General features: G+C 73.2%; 18 protein-coding genes. 9 read left to right on the forward strand and 9 right to left on the reverse strand.

Annotated features, from left to right (window positions below):
* Window positions 1-102: 102 nt before the first annotated feature.
* Window positions 103-2,094, forward strand: a complete 1,992-nt coding sequence (locus tag AC07A4_RS13980) for an N-acetylmuramoyl-L-alanine amidase (RefSeq protein WP_478597336.1) — start codon at window positions 103-105, stop codon at window positions 2,092-2,094.
* Between the two features lie 107 nt (window positions 2,095-2,201).
* On the opposite strand, the gene AC07A4_RS13985 is transcribed toward AC07A4_RS13980, so the two are convergent.
* Both AC07A4_RS13985 and AC07A4_RS13990 read right to left on the reverse strand, forming a co-directional pair.
* Window positions 2,202-2,702 carry a hypothetical protein gene (locus AC07A4_RS13985; RefSeq protein ID WP_478597339.1) on the reverse strand — a complete coding sequence of 167 codons (501 nt, stop codon included), beginning with the start codon at window positions 2,700-2,702 and terminating at the stop codon, window positions 2,202-2,204.
* A 109-nt stretch (window positions 2,703-2,811) separates the two neighbouring features.
* A complete protein-coding gene (locus AC07A4_RS13990; RefSeq protein ID WP_478597342.1) occupies window positions 2,812-3,507 on the reverse strand; it encodes a CGNR zinc finger domain-containing protein in 696 nt (231 codons plus the stop codon).
* A 56-nt stretch (window positions 3,508-3,563) separates the two neighbouring features.
* On the opposite strand from AC07A4_RS13990, the gene AC07A4_RS13995 reads away from it, so the two are divergent.
* The 4 genes from AC07A4_RS13995 (at window position 3,564) to AC07A4_RS14010 (ending at window position 9,301) form a co-directional block, all read left to right on the forward strand.
* Entirely contained in the window at window positions 3,564-4,289 is a 726-nt protein-coding gene (locus tag AC07A4_RS13995) for a leucine-rich repeat domain-containing protein (protein ID WP_478597345.1), read from the forward strand.
* Between the two features lie 1,018 nt (window positions 4,290-5,307).
* Window positions 5,308-6,540 carry a hypothetical protein gene (locus AC07A4_RS14000; RefSeq protein ID WP_478597347.1) on the forward strand — a complete coding sequence of 411 codons (1,233 nt, stop codon included), beginning with the start codon at window positions 5,308-5,310 and terminating at the stop codon, window positions 6,538-6,540.
* Window positions 6,537-8,744, forward strand: a complete 2,208-nt coding sequence (locus tag AC07A4_RS14005) for a tetratricopeptide repeat protein (protein WP_478597350.1) — start codon at window positions 6,537-6,539, stop codon at window positions 8,742-8,744. Before AC07A4_RS14000 ends, AC07A4_RS14005 begins: the two co-directional genes overlap by 4 nt.
* Window positions 8,741-9,301 carry a flavin reductase family protein gene (locus AC07A4_RS14010; protein WP_478597353.1) on the forward strand — a complete coding sequence of 187 codons (561 nt, stop codon included), beginning with the start codon at window positions 8,741-8,743 and terminating at the stop codon, window positions 9,299-9,301. The genes AC07A4_RS14005 and AC07A4_RS14010 overlap by 4 nt, the downstream gene beginning before the upstream one ends.
* Here the strand turns inward: AC07A4_RS14010 and AC07A4_RS14015 are convergent.
* The gene (locus tag AC07A4_RS14015) at window positions 9,281-10,588 is read right to left on the reverse strand and encodes a lysine N(6)-hydroxylase/L-ornithine N(5)-oxygenase family protein (RefSeq protein ID WP_478597356.1); all 1,308 of its coding nucleotides are present in this window, start codon (window positions 10,586-10,588) and stop codon (window positions 9,281-9,283) included. The genes AC07A4_RS14010 and AC07A4_RS14015 overlap by 21 nt on opposite strands.
* Before the next feature lie 240 nt (window positions 10,589-10,828).
* On the opposite strand from AC07A4_RS14015, the gene AC07A4_RS14020 reads away from it, so the two are divergent.
* Complete coding sequence (locus AC07A4_RS14020; protein ID WP_478597359.1) at window positions 10,829-11,677, forward strand: GNAT family N-acetyltransferase; 849 nt, start codon at window positions 10,829-10,831, stop codon at window positions 11,675-11,677.
* A gap of 51 nt (window positions 11,678-11,728) precedes the next feature.
* Here AC07A4_RS14020 and AC07A4_RS14025 read toward each other — a convergent pair whose 3' ends face one another.
* Window positions 11,729-12,166 carry a MarR family winged helix-turn-helix transcriptional regulator gene (locus tag AC07A4_RS14025; protein WP_478597362.1) on the reverse strand — a complete coding sequence of 146 codons (438 nt, stop codon included), beginning with the start codon at window positions 12,164-12,166 and terminating at the stop codon, window positions 11,729-11,731.
* A 139-nt stretch (window positions 12,167-12,305) separates the two neighbouring features.
* Here AC07A4_RS14025 and AC07A4_RS14030 point away from each other — a divergent pair, with 139 nt between their 5' ends.
* On the forward strand, window positions 12,306-13,814 hold the full coding sequence (locus AC07A4_RS14030; protein ID WP_478597364.1) for an MFS transporter: 1,509 nt from the start codon (window positions 12,306-12,308) through the stop codon (window positions 13,812-13,814).
* Window positions 13,815-14,091: 277 nt separating this feature from the next.
* Here the strand turns inward: AC07A4_RS14030 and AC07A4_RS14035 are convergent, their stop codons facing one another.
* Window positions 14,092-14,724, reverse strand: coding sequence for a hypothetical protein (locus tag AC07A4_RS14035; protein ID WP_478597367.1), 633 nt, complete (start codon window positions 14,722-14,724; stop codon window positions 14,092-14,094).
* An 88-nt stretch (window positions 14,725-14,812) separates the two neighbouring features.
* Between AC07A4_RS14035 and AC07A4_RS14040 the strand changes: the two genes are divergently transcribed.
* Window positions 14,813-16,384, forward strand: coding sequence for an amidohydrolase (locus AC07A4_RS14040; protein ID WP_478597370.1), 1,572 nt, complete (start codon window positions 14,813-14,815; stop codon window positions 16,382-16,384).
* Window positions 16,385-16,582: 198 nt separating this feature from the next.
* On the forward strand, window positions 16,583-17,686 hold the full coding sequence (locus AC07A4_RS14045) for a M4 family metallopeptidase (RefSeq protein ID WP_478597373.1): 1,104 nt from the start codon (window positions 16,583-16,585) through the stop codon (window positions 17,684-17,686).
* Between the two features lie 32 nt (window positions 17,687-17,718).
* On the opposite strand, the gene AC07A4_RS14050 is transcribed toward AC07A4_RS14045, so the two are convergent.
* The 4 genes from AC07A4_RS14050 to AC07A4_RS14065 all read right to left on the reverse strand — a co-directional run bounded on the left by AC07A4_RS14050 (window position 17,719) and on the right by AC07A4_RS14065 (window position 21,262).
* Window positions 17,719-17,961 (reverse strand): DUF397 domain-containing protein, encoded by a 243-nt coding sequence (locus tag AC07A4_RS14050; protein ID WP_478597376.1) that lies wholly within the window; start codon window positions 17,959-17,961, stop codon window positions 17,719-17,721.
* A 106-nt stretch (window positions 17,962-18,067) separates the two neighbouring features.
* Window positions 18,068-19,234, reverse strand: a complete 1,167-nt coding sequence (locus AC07A4_RS14055) for a thiolase domain-containing protein (protein WP_478597378.1) — start codon at window positions 19,232-19,234, stop codon at window positions 18,068-18,070.
* Window positions 19,227-20,306, reverse strand: coding sequence for a thiolase domain-containing protein (locus tag AC07A4_RS14060; RefSeq protein WP_478597381.1), 1,080 nt, complete (start codon window positions 20,304-20,306; stop codon window positions 19,227-19,229). Before AC07A4_RS14060 ends, AC07A4_RS14055 begins: the two co-directional genes overlap by 8 nt.
* A complete protein-coding gene (locus AC07A4_RS14065; protein ID WP_478597384.1) occupies window positions 20,303-21,262 on the reverse strand; it encodes a Zn-ribbon domain-containing OB-fold protein in 960 nt (319 codons plus the stop codon). Before AC07A4_RS14065 ends, AC07A4_RS14060 begins: the two co-directional genes overlap by 4 nt.
* Window positions 21,263-21,270: the final 8 nt, after the last annotated feature.

Raw genomic sequence — 21,270 nt, forward strand, 5'->3', positions numbered from 1 at the left:
GGGCATGATTGACGGATCGTCGGGGAGCGGGTACCACTGACCCACGCCCGGCCCCGCACGCCCCGCCACGCTTCACCGGCCCAGAGGTCCCAGGAGGCTGTCTTGCGAGGATCCGCCCACGCCCCCGAAGCCCATGTCCCCCGATCCGCAGCGCGCAGACGCACCGTGAGGACGGCGGGCGCCCTCGCGTCGGCCGCGCTGCTCGTGCCGCTCATCGGCGCGGCCCCGTCGCCGTCCGCGGCCGAGCCCGCGGGACCCGGCGCCCTGCAGCGCGCGTTCGCCTCGGCCGCCGCCGAGTACGACGTGCCGCAAGGCGTACTGCTCGGCGTCTCCTACCTCCAGTCCCGCTGGGACGCGCACGGCGGCGCGCCCAGCGTGACCGGCGGCTACGGCCCGATGCACCTCACCGACGCCCGCACCGCCCTCGCCGGGGCCCCGCACCACAGCGAGGGCGACGAGGACCCGCGCGGCGACGCGTCCCGCGAGCGGCTCAGGCCCCGCGCGGTGCCCGCGGACTCCCGGCTCCCGGCCCGCCTCAAGACGCTCAAGCGCGCCGCACGGCTCAGCGGCATCCCCGCGGCCGAGCTCCGCCGCAGCGCCGCGGCGAACGTCCGGGGCGGCGCGGCGCTGCTCGCCGCGGCCCAGGAGCGCCTCGGCAAGCCGCTCAGCGACGACCCCGCCGACTGGTACGGCGCGATCGCGGCGTTCTCCGGCGCCGACGACGAGGCGGGCGCGGCCACCTACGCCAACGAGGTGTTCGCGGTCATCCGCGCCGGCGAGCGGCGCACCACCGACGCGGGCCAGCGCGTGGAACTGGCCGCCCGCCCCGGGCTGCGTCCTGACGCCGCGCAGGTGAAGCGCATGGGCCTGCGCAAGGCCCCGGACGCGGCGACGGACTGCCCCAAGTCGCTGGCGTGCGAGTGGATCCCGGCGCCGTACGAGGAGTTCGGCGACAACGACTACGGCAACCACGACAAGGCGGACCGGCCGACGTCACAGGGCGTCAAGTACATCGTCGTGCACGACACCGAGGGCCGCTGGGAGGGCGTCCTCAAGCTCGTCCAGGACCCGACGTACGTGTCCTGGCACTACACGCTGCGCTCGTCCGACGGGCACGTCGCCCAGCACGTGCGCACCAAGGACGTCGGCTGGCACGCGGGCAACTGGTATGTGAACGCCAAGTCCATCGGCCTGGAGCACGAGGGCTTCCTGACGGCGCCCGACACCTGGTACACGGAGGCGATGTACCGCTCGTCGGCCCGCCTGGTGAAGTACCTCGCCAAGCGGTACGACATCCCGCTGGACCGCCAGCACATCCTCGGCCACGACACCGTGCCGGGCACGACCTCGGCCACCATCCGCGGCATGCACACCGACCCGGGCCCGTACTGGGACTGGGAGCACTACTTCCAGCTCCTCGGCAAGCCGTTCCACCGCACGGCGGGCCCCCAGGGCGGCCTGGTGACGGTGGCGCCCCGGTTCAGCGAGAACCAGCCGGAGTTCACCGGCTGCGTCAAGCCGGGCGAGAAGTGCGTGCCGCACGGCTCCAGCGCGGTGCGCGTGTACACCGAGCCGCGCGAGGACGCGCCGCTCGTCAAGGACATCGGCCTGCGCCCGGGCGGCGAGCCGTCCACGATCGACGTCAACGACATGGGTTCGCGCCTGTCCACCGGCCAGCGGTACGCGGTCGCCGACCGCCAGGGCGACTGGACGGCCGTGTGGTACCTGGGCCAGAAGGCGTGGTTCAAGAACCCGCGGAAGCAGCCGACGGCCGTCGACGCGCGCGGGCTCACGGTGACGCCGAAGGACGGCGTGAGCGAGGTCCCGGTGTACGGCCGCGCCTACCCGGAGAAGGAGGCCTATCCGCCGGAGGTCCCGGTGCAGGCCGTATCGCCGCTGCCGTACAAGCTGCTCGCGGGCCAGAAGTACGCGATCGGCGACAAGGTGCCCGGTGAGTACTTCTACGCGCCGACCTTCGACCTGAAGCCGCACCGCGTGGTGCGCGGCAAGGACACGTACTACGAGATCCAGTTCGGCCACCGGGTGGCGTTCGTGCGGGCCGCCGACGTGAAGGTGGTGCCGTCGGGCTCTTAGCCGCGACGGGCGTCCGGTGCGAGGGCCCCGGGCGCGCCCGGAAAGCCGTCGGGCCCGGACCTGCGTGGGGGCAGGTCCGGGCCCGGCGCCCGTCTGTGTCGGCTGTCTCAGCCCTGCTGGAACAGCTCGGCGGGCAGCGGCTTGAGGAGCGCGTACAGATCGTCGGTGATGGGGCGGTCCCAGGCGGCGATGGTCACCAGGACGTTGTCGCTGCGGTCGAACTGCACGCAGGAGACGCGGCTTTCGGAGAGCCGCAGACGGCGCACGATCAGCAGGTTGTCCCCCTGCATCACCGGCACGTCCTCGCTGGAGACGACGGTGACCTCCTCGTCGTTCTCCAGCGCGAGCAGCAGCTGGGCGACCTCGAAGGGCACCTCGCCCTCGCTGAGCTCGCGGGCCGGGGAGCCCTCCGGGAGATTGCCGATGATCATCGCGGGGCCGCGGCCGCCGAACAGGTCGTAGCGCAGGAAGACGCCCTGGCAGCTGCCGTCGGGGGCGGGCAGCAGACCGGCGCCCAGGTTGCCGGGCCAGTCCCCGGGATCCATGGCCAGGACATCGAAGTCCGGGCCCGCGGGAGTGGCGGAGCTGCGGCGGCGGAGGAAGGACATGCGGCCATGGTACGTGCCCCGAGTGACGTTTCCGGCGTCGGGGCGGCGGCCGTGAAACCGGTGGTCATGGCGGTCGGCGGGCCGGTGCGCACGGCCCGCGCGGGCCCTCTCAGGCGCCGCGGCCGCGTTCGTGGTGGCGGGCCACGCGGGCGCGGTTGCCGCAGGACGGCTTGCACCACTCCTGCCGCGGGTGCTCCTTGAGGAAGTACCGCACGCAGCGCGGCGCGTGGCAGGCGCGCAGCCGCTGCCGGTCGGGCCCCGCGAGGAAGGCGAGGGCGGCGCGGGCGAGGGCCGCGTCGAGGAGGTCCGCGCGCCACGCGGCGGGGGCGTCCCGCGCGCTCCGCACCGGCTCGTCCCGTACGACGGGACCGGCGCCGCGCCGCCAGGTGAGGACGGGCACGAAGGGGACCAGGGCCGCCGCCTCGTTCAGGCGGGTGACGGCCTCGGTGAGCGGCGGGAGGCCGTGGGCGTCGGCGCGGCTCGGCTCGCCGGGGCGCACGGCCTGGGCGAAGAGCGCGCGGACGGCGGCGCGCACCGACCGCACCCGGTCGAGCGCCAGGCCGTCCGCGCGAAAGCGCCGGGCGGCGATGCCGTCGGGCAGCAGCGCCGCGTGCTCGCGCACCCAGGCGGTGAGCCCGTCGGGGCCGTCGAGGTCGTCGGCGACGCCGCCGTGGCCGTCGTGCCGGAGGGTGGCGGCCAGGCCGAGGGCGAGCCGGGTCGGGTCGGGGTGCGAGGGATCGAGATGCGACAGATCAGGCGACGCGGGTGACGCGGGCGCCTTGGACGGCCTGGACGGTGCGGTCATGGGCTAATGATAGGTTGCGCCGCAGCCATTAGCCGCAGCTATGAGAGGGGGCGCGAGTGAGCGGCACGGAGGTCCTGAACTACTGGAAGGCCGGGCTCGGCGACGTACCGGACGAGGTGTGGGAGCACCCCCGCCTCCAGATCCTGCTGCTGCCCGACAACGCCCTCACGCGGCTGCCCGCCCGCATCGGCATGCTGCGGGCGCTGCGCACGCTGGACCTCGGGCACAACCAGCTCACCGCCGTTCCCGCGGAGCTCGGCGACCTCACGTCCCTGAGCGAATTCCTCTATCTGCACGACAACCATCTCTCCTCCCTCCCACGGGAATTGGGGCGCCTCACCCGTCTCAGGTATCTGAATGTCGGTGAGAACCGGCTGACCGCCTTTCCGGACACGCTCGGGCAGATGACAGGTCTCGTCGAACTGCGGGCCCAGCACAACCAGCTCACCGAACTGCCCGCCGCGCTCGGCGCGCTGAGCGCGCTGCGGGAACTGTGGCTGCGTGGCAACGCGCTCACCGGCCTGCCCCCGTCCATGCGCGAACTGGGCGCCCTGCGCGAACTGGAGTTGCGCGAGAACGCCTTCGAGACGATCCCGGAGGCGGTACGCGGACTTCCGCTGCTGCGCCGCCTCGATCTGCGCGCGAACCGGCTGCGGGACGTGCCGGACTGGATCGTGGAGTCACCGTCCCTGGAGAAGCTGGACCTGCGCTGGAACGACCTCCGCGCGGGCGAGGCGGCGCTCACGGCGCTGCGCGCCCGCGGCTGTGTCGTGCTGCGCTGAGCCCGCCGCCTCGCGCCGCCGCACACCGCCTCGCGCCGCCTCGTGCCAAGTTCGGGCCGCCGCGCACTGAACCGTGGGGCCCCCGGCTCCGTACTACTGGTGTGGATGCGCGGTTCCGGGCGCGCCGGCCTTGCCGGAACCGCGATTCCGCATGCCCGGACGCCATTCCGTATTACCTTTGACTTTCCCGCACAAGGCGTTAACTGTCCAAAAGTACAGGGCCATTCAAAGACCCTTGGAATCACCGTACTTTCGGACCGGTTCCGCGTTACTGAGCTGCATCTATGCAAGTAAGCGAGAGACACTCCCCCGCTTTTTGCCCACCCCGAAAACGGCCCCGCAAGAGGGAAATGCGGATGCCTCCATTCCCGGGTTGACATCAAAGGCGACGCCACTACAAGCTGTCCATGGACCAGTGGAGCGGGGTCGCCGGGCCGTCGAATTATCCCCGGCGCCCCTCCTGGGATCAAGGTTGAGCCGTCCTTCTCAGATATGCCGTACGCGGCAATTCACGCCGGTCCTCGCACATTTACCCCGGTGGCCTTTCATGCCTTTTCACGGCTCGGTGCAGGCCGCCCTCAGAAAGGAACAGCCATGGCGAATGCCGTCTGGATCAGGCCTTGGACTTTTCCATCCGGAGCCGGCTTCGCAAGGGCGCGTTCCCACGAGTGACCTGGCGACACCGGACTCGGGTGTCATTCCTCTCCGGGTGGCGGAGACCCCTCCGCCACCAGCTCCACGGCTCACCGGATGAGCCATCGGGCCCCGCCCGGCCTCCGGCCGACCAGGTCGCGTCACCCACCCTCCATCCCAGCCACCGAGAGGAGGACACCATGACGAAGATGCCGATCCGCAAGGCTGGTCCGATCCGCCTGACGACCGCCTGCTACTACGTGTGCGCCGAGCAGTGACGCACCGCGGAGCCGGGTCCTCAAAGGGCCCGGCTCCGCACCTTCCCGCGAGCCCAGACGTCCCCGGGGCAGCCGCAGGGCTGCCGCACGGCAGAAAGGCACGCCGCATGAGCGTGACCGTTCCGGGCGGGCCCACCGTCCGACTGCACCGCCTCACGATGGTGGCCGACGCCGACGGCGTCATGGTCGGCCGCCCCGACACCGGCTCGTACGCGGTGTTCCCCGAGGAAGGCGCCGAGGCGCTGCGGATGCTCGGCACCGGGAAGACCGTCGCCGAGGTGGCCGCGTGGTACGAACGCACCTGCGGCGAGAGCCTCGACATGGCGGACTTCCTCGCGGCCCTCACCGACCTCGGCTTCCTGCGCGCCGACGGCGAGACACCCGACACCGACGAGGCGACCCCGCGGCTGCGCTGGCAGCGGCTCGGGCAGTGGACGTTCTCACGGCCCGCCTGGGTCTGCTACGGCCTGCTCGTCGCGGCGACGCTCGCCGCCATGGTCAGCGACCCGGCGCTGCGGCCCTCGTACCACCAGCTGATGTTCACCCGGCACATCTCCCTCATCCCGCTCGCGCTGTTCGCGGCGGCCATCCCCTGCATCCTGGCGCACGAGGGCTTCCACGCCCTCGCGGGCCGCAGGCTCGGCCTGCCGTCGACGCTCGGCATCGGCCGCCGCCTGTACTACCTCGTCGCCGAGACCCGCATGGACACCCTCCTCAGCGTGGAGCGGCGGCGGCGCTACCTGCCGTTCCTCGCGGGCATGGTCGCCGATGTCGTCCTGGTGTCGCTGCTGACGCTGACGTCCGTGGCGCTCGGCCGCACCGGCGTGCCCGGCTGGATCCCCGCGCTGTGCCTCGCGGTCGCCTTCACCTGCGTGCTGCGCCTGGTGTGGCAGTTCATGTTCTATCTGGAGACCGACCTGTACTACGTCGTCACCAACGCGTTGCGCTGCACCGACCTCCAGAACGCCACCCGCTTCCACCTGCGCGCCCGCACCCGGCGCCTGCTGCGCAGGAAGCCACCGCGGGCCACCACCGAGTGGTCCGCCCACGACCTCGCGATGGCCCGCCGGTACGCGCCGATCCTGGTGTCCGGCTACGGCTTCTCGCTCGCCAGCCTCGCCTGGGCCGCGATCCCCACCGCCGTGACCTTCTGGTCCACGGCCATCGACCGGTTCTCGGACCCGGACACACCGGCCACCGGCCTCCTCGACGCCGCCTTCTTCGTCGCCCTGACGGCGTTCGAACTCAGCCTGCTGCTGTACGTCACCGTGCGGGACCGCCGCGCCAAGAACCGCGCCGCCACCGCCCGCACCCGCCCACACCAAGGAGCCTCCGCATGACCGCGCTACCGCCCCACCACCGCTGGATCCTGCTCACCGAAGGACCGGCCAAGACGAGCGGCCTGCCCGAACACCCGCGCCCGCACCTGGAGGTGGGCTGCCACCGCCGACGGCGCGGGCCGTTCACCGGAGCCGCCGTCCTGCTGCGCCGCATCGTGCCCGAACTGCTCGCCCGCGAGCCGGGCACGGTGGCCGCCCACGCCGCCGAGGTCACCGCCGTCGCCCCCGACCTCACCCCGGTCGTGCCCCGCGCCCCGCAGACGCTCACCAACCTGGCCGACGCCAAGGAGCGCACCCGCTTCTACCCGGCGCCGCGCGCCCTGCGCATCGCCCACGGCGTCGCCGAACTCACCCGGGACTGGGCCCGCCTCACCCACCCCGAAGGCGCCGTCATCGCCTTCCACGACCTGGACGACGCCGACCCCACCGACCGCGAGTTCGTGGCCATCCTGCTGCGCCGCTGCGACCCGGCGCAGCTCACCGTCGTCGCCGAGAGCGCGGGCACCCACGAGGACGCGCTCACCGGCGCCCTCACCACGTACACCACCCGCGCCGTGGGCCCGCCGCGGCCGCGCCCGGTCCACCCCGAGGGCACGGACCTGGCGCAGCTGTTCATCGACTCCGACGGCACCAGCCACGACCCGGCGGTGCGGCACGCCTACCTCGCCCTTCCGCCGTACGAGCGGGCCCGCCGCCACACCGCCCGCGCCAAGGTCCTCGCCGCCCAGGACTCGCCGCCGTGCTGCGGCGCGATCCCCTACCACCTGGAGCACGGCACCGACCCCGCGGGCGCGGGCGTCGCGGCCCTCAGCGAAGCCGTCAACCGGTGCTTCGACGCGGGCTACTACGAGGCCGTCGTGGACCACGCCACGCGGGGCAGGCGGCTCGCCGCGGAGCACGGCTGGACCAAGGCCTACCGCACCTTCACCCACAAGGCCGCCGCGTGCCTGTGCTACCTGGGCCGGGGCCACGACGCGTTCCCGCTCCTGGAGGAGATGCGCCGCGCCTGCGCCGACCCCGACGTGCACATGGGCACGGCCTATCTGACGGCCATGCTCTACACCCGGTTCCTGCCCAAGGAGGACCACGACGAGGACGCGGCGCTCGCCTGGGTCAACACCGCCATCGCGTTCGCCGACAGCCACCCCGACCCCAAGCGGCGGGTGCTCGCGCGGGCGTTCATGCGCAACGCCCGCGCCCTGGTCGAACTGCACCGGGGCGACGCCGAGGGGTCGCTTGCGCTGGTCGAGGAGGCGATCGCCCTCACCGACGCCGACTTCGCGCCCGACGAGCAGCTCCTGCACCGCTCGGTGCTGCTGTACAACCGGGCGCAGGTCCACGGCGCCCGCGAGGACCACCTCGCCTCGGTCGCCGACTACGACGACGTGATCCGCCGCGACCCGGACTACGGCGACTACTACTTCGAACGCGCCGCGCAGTACCGCGCCCTCGGCCGCGCCGACGAGGCCCTCGCGGACTACGCGAGCGCGATCCGCCTCACCCCGCCGTTCTACGAGGCCCACTTCAACCGCGCCGACCTGCTGCGCGAACTGGGAGACGACGACGGCGCGCTGCGGGACCTCGACTACGCCCTGGAGCTTGAGCCGGGCCACGTGGACTCCCTGACCCACCGCGCCGACCTGCTCCTGGCGCGCGGCGACGCGGCCGGTGCCCGCCGCGACATCGAGCACGGCCTCGCGATCGACCCCCGTCACGCCCCGCTGCTCGCCGCGCAGGGCGCGCTCCTGGAGGCGACCGGGGACGCGGAGGCGGCGTACGAGAGCTACTCCGCCGCCCTGCGCCAGGAGCCCGGGTACCTGGCGGCCTGGGCCAACCGGGCGGTCCTCGCCTATGCCGCGGGCCGCCCGCAGCAGGCGGTCTCCGACCTGGACGCGGCGCTGCGCATCGAGGACGACGCCACCTTGCGCGCCAACCGCGCGCTCGCCCTGCAGGACCTCGGCGAGCACCGGCGCGCCCTGGCCGATCTGGACGTCGCGGTGGCCGCGCTCGGGGCCGACGAGCCGGACCTGCTGTACCGGCGGGGCGTCAGCCGGCACGCCCTGGCCGACCCCGAGGGCGCGCTCGCCGACTGGCGGGCCCACTTGGAGGCGTTCGGCCCTGGCTCGGCGTCGCCGCACGCCCAGGAGATCGAGTTGCGCGCCAAGGACCTGGCGGCGGCCCGGGCGCGGGAGGGGGCGGCGTGAGGGAGCCGGGAACCGTCCGGCGGGCGGCCCCGGGCCAGGCGCCGCCCGGCCGGGGCGCCGACCCGGCCCTGGTGCGGCGGACGCTGCGGCACCACGCCAAGGGCGTCGCCGTCATCACCGCGGGCACCGGGCGCCGCCCGGTCGGGTTCTGCGCCACCTCGGTGGCGTCCCTGTCGCTCGACCCGCCGCTGATGTCGTTCACGGTGGGGCTGCGCTCGGCGTCCTGGCCGGTGGTCGAGGACGCCGGGCACGTGATGGTGCATCTGCTCGCCGCCGGGCAGGAGTCCGTGGCCCGCGTCTTCGGCGGGCCAGGACAGGACCGGTTCGGCCCGGCCACGCACTGGCACCGCGGGGTCCACGGCCTGCCGGTGCTCGACGGGGTCCTGGCGTGGCTGGTGCTCGCGCCCGTGGAGCACGTACGTGTCGGCGACCACGCCCTGGTCATCGGCCGGGTGTCCGGGGCGTGGCACGCCCCGGACGGCCGGCCGCTGGTGCATCACGACGGCGGCTACACGCCGCTGTCGGCGCGGCTCGCCCTAGCGGCGGGCGAGGAGTGAGTCCCGGATCTCCCCCGCGCGGACGGCCGTGTTGGACAGCAGCGTCGAGGTCAGGCCGTGGGTGTGCTCGGTGCCGCCCTGGAGGTACACGGCGGCGCTGACGCCCGCGTTGGTGGCCACGCGGTGGTCGCGGCCCACGACCAGTTCGTCCTCGTCGTCGCGGCGGCACAGCTTGCCGACCTCGCCGAGGCGCTCGCCGATGCCGCGCGGCTGGTAGCCGGTCGCGCACACGAGCAGGTCGGCGGCGAGGGATTCGCGCTCGCCGGTCGGCAGGAACTCCACGCCGATGTCCAGGCGGTCGTCGTGGGCCTCGATGTCACGCATGCGGGAGACGTTCAGCATCCGCAGCCGCTGCCTGCCCTGCACCTTCTCCTGGTACATGGTCTTCGACAGCGACTCGATGAGGTCGATGTCCACGACGGAGTAGTTGGTGCTGCGGTGGTAGTCGAACAGGGACCGCTTGACCTCGCGGGGCGCGCCGTAGAACAGGTCCACGGCCTCGGGGTCGAAGATGCGGTTGGCGAAGGGGCTGTCGTCGGCGGGCGTGTAGCCGTACTTGGCGAAGACCGAGCAGATCTCAGCTTCGGGGAAGTGGCGGTGGAGGTAGTCCACGCACTCGGCTGCGCTCTGCCCGGCGCCGAGCACGACGGCGCGCCGCACCGGGGTCCCCGCCTCCTTGACGGCGGCGACCCGCGGGATCAACTCGCTGTTGTGGAAGACGCGTTCGGAGCCGACGGTACCCGCGGGCAGCCGCGGCTCAAGCCCTGTGGCCACGCAGATGCTGCGCGCCCGGCGCACCACGGTGCGCTCGGGGTCCTTGGGGTCCCTGCTTTCGACGTCGAAGCAGGTGACCTCCCCGTCCTCGGTCACCGGGCGCACGGCGACGACTTCACAGGAGTACGAGACGAGGTCGGCGACGCCCGCCGCGGCCCACTCCAGGTAGTCGTGGAACTCGACCCGCAGCGGGAAGAGGGTCTTCTGGTTGAGGAAGTCGACCAGCCTGTCGCGCTCCTGGAGGTAGCACAGGAAGCTGAAGGAGCTCTTCGGGTCACGCATCGTGACCAGGTCCTTGAGGAAGGACACCTGCATCGTGGCGTCGTCTATGAGCATGCCCCGGTGCCAGCCGAAGCCCTGCTGCCGCTCCAGGAACCCCGCCCGTATCCGGTCGCCCTCCGCGGCACCGGCGTTGTGTTCGTGGATCGCGATCGCCAGAGCCAGGTTCGATGGCCCGAAACCTATCCCCAGGACGTCGTAGATCACTTCCGCCCCGCCCTGCCCCTCGTTCATTTCCGACCCGCTGTTCGATTCCAGCCCGCTGTGCACTGCGTTCACCCGCTTCATCGCCTCCCTAAGCAGGCACATGTTAGATAAGGTTAGCCTTACCTTGCAATGTCTGAGCTGGATTCGCCCGTCGGCCGCCCCGGCCGCCCGGCCGCAACGGCCCCTGGGGGACCGCGAATCGGCCCGCGTCCGGGGCACGGCAAAAATACGCCGACCGGTGCGGCGCCGAGCCCTTAGGGTCGGATCATGACGAGCCCCGGGGAGCCCCTGTTCTGCGACATCGAGCTCGGCGAGCGGATCGAGCGGGCCGAGGCCGACCTCGTCGCCTCGGGCAGCGAGGCCGCCCTGGGGCGCGAGGACGGCGCCGACGGCTTCGTCATGCCGCTCGCCGGTGGGGTCGCGTGCTGCACGGAGGCGGGCTCACCGCTCAACAAGGTCGCGGGCCTCGGCTTCCACGGCGTTCCGGCGGACGACGCCCTCGATGCCGTCGAGCGCGCCTTCGCCGCGCGGGGCGTTCCGGTGCAGGTCGAGCTCGCCCACCTCGGCGACCCCGCGGTGGGCGAGGCGCTCACCGCGCGCGGCTACCGCCTCGTGGGCTTCGAGAACGTGCTCGGCCGGGCGCTGCGGGAGCTGCCCGAGCAGGTCGCGCCGCCCGGCATCGAGGTGCGCGTCAGCGTCGACAGCGAGTTCGACCGGTGGCTGGACACCGTGGTGGGCGGCTTCGCGCACCCCGACACCCAAGGCGTCCCCTCGCACGAGGAGTTCCCCCGCGACGTGCTGGAGCGGGCGGTGCGCGATCTGACGGCGGCCGCCGGGATGCGGCGGTACGTCGCGCTGGTGGACGGGCAGGTCGCGGGCGCCGCCAGCATGCGCGTCGCCCACGGCATCGCCCAGCTCACCGGGGCCGCCACCCTGCCCGCGTACCGCAGGCGCGGCGTGCAGAGCGCGCTGCTCACCGCCCGGCTCGCGGAGGCATCGGCGCGCGGCTGCGAGCTCGCGGTCGTCACCACGCAGCCCGCGTCCAAGTCCCAGCAGAACACCCAGCGCCGGGGCTTCACGCTGCTGTACACCCGGGCCGTCCTCGTCAAGGACTGAGCCGTCGACGAGCGCGGCGAGGAGCCCGGCGAGGGCTGACCCGCCGCCAGGTCAGACCTCGCCGGGCCCGGCGACGAAGGTGCGGTGCAGCAGGTCGTACAGCGTGTCCCGGTCCTGCGCGCTCAGCGCGTTCAGGCCGTCCAGCGTGGTGTGCATGTGCCCGCGGATGGCGTCGATGACGCGCTCGCCCTCGGCGGTGAGGACCACGTTCTTCACGCGCCGGTCGCCGGGGCTCGGCTCGCGGCGCACAAGGTCGCGCTTCTCCAGACGGTCGATGATCCCCGTCATGTTCGACGCGTCACACGACAGCGTCCCGGCGAGCACCCGCATCGCGGCGGGGCCGCGGCGCAGCACGCTCAGGGTCTTGCCCTGGCTCGCGGTGAGGTTCTCACGGGCGGCCGCCGCCGTGAAGTCGCCGTAGTAGGCGCCGAGGGCCACCGAGAGCAGTTCCATGAGCCGCCCCGTGTCGGAACGCGGTGTTTCTGCCATGTGCGCCACCTTACGTCCACAAGCTTGACCATCTCAACTATTGATGCCTACAGTAACCAATTGTTTGATGTTCTCAAGTATCTATGTTGTCAAGTAGCCACGCGGCGCACCGCCACGCGGCTCGGAAAGAAGACTCTCCGTGTCCCACGCACAGCACCCGGCCGCGGCGCGGCCCTCCGGGCAGACCGCGGTCGTCCTGGTCCTCGGGCTCGCCGCCATGGTCGTCTCGATGATGCAGACGCTGGTCGTCCCGATCCTGGGGATCATCCAGAACGATCTGAACGCCACCACGGCCAATGTCAGCTGGGTGACCACGGCGACACTGCTCTCGGCCGCCGTCTTCACTCCGCTCCTCGGCCGCTTCGGCGATATGCACGGCAAGAAGCAGACCCTCGTCGGGGTCCTCCTCGTGATGATCGCGGGCTCGGTGCTCGCCGCCACCACCACCTCGCTGACCTGGCTGATCGTCGGTCGCGTGATGCAGGGCGCGGCCACCGCGATCTTCCCGCTCGCCCTGTCCGTGCTGCGCGAGGAGATCCGCCCGGAGAAGCTCCACGGCGCGATGGCCCTGGTCAGCGGCACGCTCGCGTTCGGCAGCGGCCTCGCCCTGGTCGGCGCGGGCCTCCTCACCCAGGGGTCGGACCCGGACTACCACCGGGTCTTCTGGCTCGCCGTCGTCCTCGCCACGGTGGCGCTGGCCGGGGTCCTTTTCGTGGTGCCCTCCTCCCGTACGAAGACGGGCGGCCGCACCGACTGGCTGGGCGCGCTCACGCTGGCGCTGCTGCTCGTGCTCCTGCTCCTGCCGATCTCGCAGGGCCATGAGTGGGGCTGGACGTCGGGCCGCACGCTCGGCGCCTTCGCGGGCGCCGTCGTCATGGCGGTCGTGTGGGTCGTCACGGAGCAGCGGGTACGGGAGCCGATGGTGGACATGAAGATGTTCACGCACCGCCCGGTCCTGTTCACCAACCTGGCGGGCCTGCTGCTCGGATTCGCGATGTTCGCCCAGTTCATCGGCGTCTCGTACCTGGTGCAGATGCCCGAGGACGTGGCCGGTTACGGCTTCGGCGCCTCGGTGCTCGGCGCGTCCGTCGTGTACCTGCTGCCGACCACGCTCGTCTCGCTCGTCGGCGCGCAGTTCGGCGGCCTGCTGGTGCGCCGGATCGGGGCCCGCCTCACGCTCGCCGCCGGGGCCGTCTTCGGCGTCGTCGGCTTCGCCTGGCTGACCGGCGCCCACGGCACCAGCGCGTCGGTGATCGGCGCGGGCATGGTGGTCGGCCTCGCGATCAGCTTCGGCTACGCGTCCATGCCGGCGCTCATCGTCGCGAGCGTCCCGGCGCACCAGACCGGCATCGCCAACGGCATCAACTCCATCTCCCGCTCGGTCGGCAGCGCCGTCGCGAGCGCGATGATCACCAGCCTGCTGGCGTCGAAGACCATCGAGCTGCCCGCCGGGATGCCCGCGCTGCCGCAGGAGAGCCAGTTCACGCTCAGCTTCGCCATCGCCGGGGCGGCGTTCGCCCTGGTCGTGGTGGTCGCCCTGGTCGGGCTCAAGGCGGCGCACGCGCCCGTGGCGCCCCGGGGCACGAAGGTGGCCGAGTCGGCCGAGGACGCGAAGGGGGCCGAGGCCGCGGAGCGCGCCGCCGTCTGATCCGGCCCGCGGCCGGTACCGGCGCCCTGGCGGAAGCGGAAGGGGCCGGGTTCGCGAGACCACTCGCGGGCCCGGCCCCTTCGGCGTTCACCGCGCGGCCGAGGCCGGGCGGCGGCGATACGGAAGAGTGAAGCTGGGCGGCGGCGGTGCGGAAAGTGAAGCCGGGCGGCAGCTATGCGGAGAAGTAAGGCCACACTAAGTACGTTTCCGGCCACGCACCCACCGGCGTGCGGGTCCTGAACGCGCCCTGGGACGCGCCCCCATGGCATCAGCCCCGTTACGTCCCGGCCGACCCCTTCGCGTTCGCGCCGCCCGTCTCCCCGTCGTCGAGGCGCACCAGCCGGTACCCCCGCTCGAAGGGGGGACGCCCGCGCCGGTCCGCCTTCTTGGCCCGGGCCCGGCGCGCGGCGGCGAGGAGGGCCGCGACCTCCGGGCTCTTGCGCCGCAGCCGCAGGAAGGCCTGCTCGGACCAGCCGCCCAGCTCCGCCGCGGACGACTGCACGGCGCCGTCCCGCACGGCCTTGAGGACGACGCGCAGCGCCGCGGGGCTCAGCCCGGCCGGCACGGACGCCGCGCGGGCCCGCTCCCGCTCGCGCTCCGCGAGGCCCGCGGCCGCCGCCATGGCCGCCGCGAACGAGGGGTCCTGGTCCTGCCAGTTGCGCAGCATCCGCTGGGACACGCCCGCCGCCACGGCACACCCGGCCGGGCCGAGCCCGAGCGCGGCGGCGCGCAGCGCGTCGGCCCGGCGCACGGCGCTCTCCGCGCGCAGGCTGGGGTCGGCGCGCAGGGCGCTGAATAAGGAACGTTCGAGGTCTTCTTGCGCGTCGAGGTCCGCGACCACACCATCGGCCCAGGCCTCAAGTCGGTGCGCACACGCCGTGCGCCGCTGTTCCACCCGTCTCTCGTCCACCCACCCACCTACCATGACGACTTAGGCTAGCCTCACCTAACAATAGCTTGCATGGGATCAAGACTCACGCCCCCGAAGGGATCTGTTCGTGCTCTGTGCCAGGATCACCAACGCCACCGTCGTGACGATGGACCCCGACCGCCCCCTCGCCCGTGAACTCGGCATCTGGCACGGCCGTATCGTCGGCCTCGACTCCGACATCGCGGGCCTTCCGGCACGCCGCGTCGTGGACCTGGACGGCGCCACCGTGCTCCCCGGGTTCATCGACAGCCACGTCCACCTCCTGTGGGCGGGACTCAAGGCGCAGGCCCCAACGGTCGCGCCCAGCAACCGGGTCGACGACATCCTCGCCGCCGTGGCCGACGCCGTCGCGGCGAGAGACGTCGGCGCCTGGGTGACCCTCGGCGGCTACGACCAGCGCACGCTGGACCGGCCGTTGACCGCCAGGGAGCTCGACGCGGTCAGCGCGGGCCGCCAGGTCTACCTCGGCCATGTGTCCGGCCACGCCTGCCTGGTGAACACGGCCATCCTCAAGCGCCTGCCCGCCGACGTCGCGAGCGCCGACGGCTTCCTCGCGGAGGACGCCATGGGCGCGGCCCTCGCGCTGCGCCCGCCGCACTCGCTCGCCGAACTGGCCGACGCCGTGGCGCACTCCGGCCGCGTCTGCAGGGCCGAGGGCATCACGGCGTGCGCGGAGGCGGGCATCGGCAGCGAGCTGTTCGCGCACAGCCCCGTGGAGGGCGCCGCCTTCCAACTCGCCCACGAGACGGGGCGGCTGCCCCTGCGCGTCCAGCTCATGGTGGCGGCGGACGCCCTGCGCCCGGTCGAGGCGGCCCCGCAGGACACCACCACGCGGACCTTCGGCCTCGGCCTGCGCACGGGCTTCGGCGAAGGACGCCTCTCCCTGGGCGCCCTCAAGGTGTTCACGGACGGCGGCATGATGGCCCGCACGGCCGCGCTCACCGCGCCCTACGTCGGCGGCGAAGGCCGCGGCCAGCTCCAGGCCGACGCCGACCAGCTCAAGCGGACCATCGTCGAAGGCCATCTGGCGGGCTGGCAGTTGGCCGTGCACGCGATCGGCGACCGCGCGGTCGACGTCGCCCTGGACGCGCTCGACGCGGCGCGGCGCGCGCGGCCGCGCGCCGACGCCCGGCACCGCGTCGAGCACGCCGGTCTCGTCCGCCCCGACCAGCTCGACCGGTTCGCGGCGCTCGGCGCGATCGCCGTCGTACAGCCCAGTTTCCTGCGGTACTTCGGCGACGACTACGCCACGATCATGGGCCCCGAGCGGGCGCCGTGGATGTACCGGGGCCGGGGCTTCCTCGACCACGGAGTGCGCGTCGCGGGCAGCTCGGACCGCCCCGTCGCCGACGGGGCGCCGCTGCGCGCCATCCAGTTCATGGTCGAACGGGCCTCCGCGTCCGGCCAGATCATCGGCCCGAAGGAGGCCCTGAGCGTCGAGGAGGCGCTGCGCGCGTACACCGTGGACGCGGCATTCGCCTGCCGCTGGGAGGACAGCGCGGGCAGCGTCACTCCCGGCAAACGCGCCGATCTGGTGGTGCTCGGCGACGACCCGCGACGCGTTGACCCGGGGCGCATCGGCGGCATCGAGGTGGTCCGCACCTTCGTCGAGGGGGACGACGGCCTCGCGGCCGCCTGAGCCGTGCGGGGGGGGGCGGGGCGCGCCGGACGCCACGGCCTGTCGCGTCGGCTCATCTCGAAGGCTCACGTCGATGGCTTGTCGCGGTCCTGACAACCAGGTGCGGGGCCTGCCAGGCTCGTCCCGGCACACCTCCCCCCCCTGCTCCCCCACCTCCTCCCCCACCTCCTCGCGCAGCCGACGCCGGAAGGAGCCGACATGGCCCCGCTCCCCTCCCTCACCAGACGCGGCCGATCCACGGCCCTGCTCACCGCGGCCGTCGTCCTGGCCTCCGTCACGGGCGCCGGTGTCGCCGACGCCCGCCCCGGACCCGCCGGCCGCGCGGCGGCCGGGACCGGCTGCGGCACGACCGTGGGACGGGTTCCGCTCGACACCACGTACAACCCGACGACGCTCCGCTACGAGCTCAACGACCCCGTGCGCGGCAACCACAAGACGTACGACATGAACAACGGCACCGGGGGCGGCGTCCTCGCCTCCGACGACGACAACGACTGGTGCGAGGGCGGGCGGCAGTCGGACGCCGTGGCCGCGCACTACATCCACGCGGTGTTCTGGGACTACTTCGCGCGCACGCACGGCCGCAAGGGCGTGCGCGGCGACGGCAAGGGCGGGTGCAGCCGCGTCCACTACGGCCGCAACTACGTCAACGCCTTCTTCGAGACCACCACGTCCTGCGTGATCTACGGCGACGGCACGACCCCGCCCGCCCTGCCGCTCACCCGCATCGAGGTCGGCGCCCACGAGCTGGCCCACGGCGTGACCGCGGCCACCGCGGGTCTGACCTTCTCCGGCGAGCCGGGCGCGCTCAACGAGGCGACGAGCGATGTCTTCGCCGCCTCCGCGGAGTTCGACGCGGCCAACACGGCCGACCCCGGCGACTACCTCTTCGGCGAACGCACCGACGCCACCGGCCAGTCGGCCCAGCGCTACATGGACCGCCCGTCCAGGGACGGCCAGTCCAAGGACTACTGGTACGCGGGCATCGGCCAGCTGCCCCCGGCCTACGCCGCCGGGCCCGCCAACCACTTCTTCTACCTGCTCGCCGAGGGCAGCGGCCCCAAGGTCATCGGGGGCGTCTCCTACGACAGCCCCACCTTCGACGGCCGTCCCGTCACCGGAGTCGGCAGGACCGCGGCGGGCCGCATCTGGTACCGGGCGCTCACCGTCTACATGACCGCCTCCACGACCTACCAGCGCGCCCGCGTCTCGACGCTCGCGGCGGCCGCCGACCTCTACGGCACGGGCAGCCCCGAGCACCGCGCGGTCGCCGCGGCGTGGACGGCGGTCAACGTCACCTAGCGGGTGGCCCCCTGACGCGTACGAAGCGCGGGTCAGGTCAGGTCGAAGCGTCCCTCGCGGGCTCCGTGCACGAAGGCGCCCCACTCGGCGGGCGTGAAGATCAGGGAAGGGCTCTCGGGGCGATCGCCGTTGCGCATCGCGATGAAGCCCTCGACGAAGGCGATCTGCACGTCTCCGCGGCCCTCGCTGCTCGACCGCCATTCGGCGGCGCTGAGATCGAGGTCCGGCTTGCCCCAGCCCGCTAGCGGATGCTGAGTGATGGTGCTGTCGGCCACGTCCGTGCTCCTCCCAGTGCGTCGTCCGTCGCCAGCCTAGCTTTCACCCCGGGCGCCGCACAGGCCGCCGTACGACGACGACGGCACGTCCGCGCCAGGGGGTTCGTCATGTGCTGGGCGGTTCGGTCCCGACGAGCCACATCGAGAAGAACTGCGAGCCGCCGCCGTAGGCGTGCCCAAGAGCCCTGCTCGCGCCGTCCACTTGGTGCTCGCCCGCCTGTCCGCGCACCTGGAGCGCGGCCTCGGCGAAGCGGATCATCCCGGAAGCGCCGATGGGATTCGTCGACAGGACGCCGCCCGACATGTTCACCGGTAGGTCACCGTCCAGTTCCGTCACGCCGGACTCGGTGAGCTTCCAGCCCTCTCCCTCCTCGGCGAAGCCGAGGTTCTCCAGCCACATGGGCTCGTACCAGGAGAACGGCACGTACATCTCCACCGCGTCGATCTGGCGGCGCGGCTCGGTGATGCCCGCCTGGCGGTAGACGTCGGCGGCGCAGTCCTTGCCCGCGCGCGGCGACACGAAGTCCTTGCCCGCGAACAGGGTGGGCTCGCTGCGCATCGCGCCGCCGTGCACCCAGGCGGGCGGCCTCGGCGCGCGGGCCGCGCCCGCGCGGTCGGTGAGGACCATGGCGCAGGCGCCGTCGGAGGACGGACAGGTCTCGGAGTAGCGGATCGGGTCCCACAGCATCGGCGACGCCTGGACCTTCGCCAGCGTGATGTCGTGCTCGTGCAGATGCGCGTAGGGGTTCTTCAGGGCGTTGCGCCGGTCCTTGTACGCGACCAGCGAGCCGATGGTGTCGGGGGCGCCGCTGCGCCGCATGTACGCGCGCACGTGCGGGGCGAAGAAGCCGCCCGCGCCCGCGAGCAGCGGCTGCTGGAAGGGGATCGGCAGGGAGAGCCCCCACATGGCGTTGGACTCCGACTGCTTCTCGAAGGCGAGGGTCAGTACGGTGCGCTGGACGCGGCTCGCCACCAGGTTCGCGGCCACGAGCGCGGTGGAGCCGCCGACGGAGCCCGCGGTGTGCACGCGCAGCATCGGCTTGCCCACCGCGCCGAGCGCGTCGGCCAGATACAGCTCCGGCATCATGACGCCCTCGAAGAAGTCGGGGGCCTTGCCGATGACGACGGCGTCGACGTCCGCCCACGTCAGCCCGGCGTCGTCGAGGGCGCGCCGGGCGGCCTCGCGGACAAGCCCGGCCAGGGAGACGTCGCGGCGGGCGGCGACGTGCGCGGTCTGGCCGATGCCGACGACCGCGACGGGTTCCTTAGGCACGGGGCTCCCCTTCCAGGACGGCGACGAGGTTCTGCTGGAGGCAGGGCCCGGAGGTGGCGTGGGCGAGCGCGCGGTCGGATTCCCCGCGGTGGACGCGGGCGGCGGCCTCGGCGACGCGGACGAGCCCGGCGGCCATCACCGGATTGGCGGCGAGCGCGCCGCCGGAGGGGTTCACGCGCACCCGGTCGTCGAGCCGGAGCGCCTTGCGCAGGACGACCTCCTGCGCGGTGAAGGGCGCGTGCAGCTCGGCGGTGTCGACGGGCCGCTCGAAGGCTCCGGCGCGCTCGGCGGCGAGCCGGGTCGACGGCGAGTCGGTGAGGTCGCGCACGCCGAGCGCGTGGGCCTCGATCCGGTGGTCCATGCCGCGGATCCAGGCGGGCCGCGCGCACAGCTCCCGTGCCCGGTGCCCGGCCGCGAGGACCACGGCCACCGCCCCGTCACCGATGGGCGGGCAGTCGCCGGTCCGCAGCGGCCGCACCACGTAGTCGCCGTGCGGCCGTGCCCCCCGCAGCTGGGCGTGGGGGTTGTCGCGGGCCGCTTCGCGCTCCCGGGCCGCGATGCCCGCGAGCGCGGCCTCGTCCGTGTCGCCCGCGTCGATGAGCGCCCGCGCCTGGAGGGCGGCGAGCGCGACGGAATCCGGCCACAGCGGCGCCACGTAGTACGGGTCGAGCTGGCGCGTGAGCACATCGCGCACGGACCCGGGCGAGGACTTGCCGTAGGCGTAGACGAGCGCCGTGTCCGCCTCGCCCGTCAGGATCTTCACCCAGGCCTCGTACAGCGCCCAGGCGCCGTCCATCTCGACGTGGGACTCGGAGATCGGCGGCCAGGCCCCGACGCCGTCCAGGGCCATGGTGAAGGAGAAGGCCCGGCCCGCGAGGTAGTCGCTGGAGCCGGAGCAGGTGAAGCCGATGTCGGCGGTGGTCAGACCGGTGCGCTCAAGGACCTGGTGCAGGACGGGCATGAGCAGCTCCACCTCGGACACCTCGTCGGTGCGCCGCCGGTGGTCGGACTGCGCGCAGGCCACGACCGCCACGTCCGCCGGTGCCCCGCTCTCCCCTGTCTCCCCGGTCACAGCAGCTCCTTGTACGTGTCGTAGTCGGCGTCGGGCTCTCCGGTCGGCCGGTAGTGGTCGGGGTGCCGGGCGCCCTCGCGCCACACCGGTTCGACGCGCAGGCCCATGCGGACCTCGTCGTAGGGGATGCCGCCGATGCGTCCGTGCAGGGCGAGGTCGGCGCCGTCGAGGGCGATGTGCGCGTAGACGTACGGCACTTCGATGCCGTCGTTGAGGGCGTTCTTCGCCTTGATGTTCACCACGCAGAAGGTGGTGACGGTGCCGCGCGGGCCGACCTCGACGCGTTCGGTGGTGGCGACGCCGCAAGTGGGGCAGGCGCCGCGCGGCGGCACGTACACCTTCGCGCAGGCCGGGCAGCGCTCGCCGACGGTCCTGCGCTCGGCGAGCGCGGCGAGGTGGGCGCTCTGGGCGCGGCCCGGCGTGTACGTGTAGTCGAGGCGGGCGGGCGCGACGACACCGGTCACCGGCTCGCCCGCGAACACGCCACTGTGCGGCCGCGCGGGGAGCGCGGGGGCGCGGGAGTCGGCCGGTTCGAAGCAGGCGATGTCCGTGATGGCTCCGGAGCGGCTCTCAGCCCAGCGGACGCGGACGCGCAGGCCGGTGCGCACGGCGTCGGGGCCCGGTGCGTCCAGGGCGTGGAGCAGCGCGGTGTCGGCGCCGTCGAGGCGGACCAGGACCCACGCGAAGGGGGTCGGCAGCGGCTGGCCGCGCCGGGGCTCGGGGTTCCAGGCCCAGGTGGTGACGGTGCCCGTGGGGGCGACCTCCACCAGGTCGTGGATCTCCTCGGCGGTCTCGGGGTCGTACTCGACGGGCGGCACGAGCACCCGGCCCGCCGCCGTGCGCACGCCGAGCACGGTGCGTGCGCGCAGGCCGGTCAGGAAGGCGGACTGGACGGGGCCGAGGGAGCGGGTAAAGGGGAACTCCACGACCATGGGGGCGCTGAGCACGTCGCTCATGCGGCTTC

The sequence above is a fragment of the Streptomyces sp. NPDC043996 genome, from assembly GCF_056435225.1.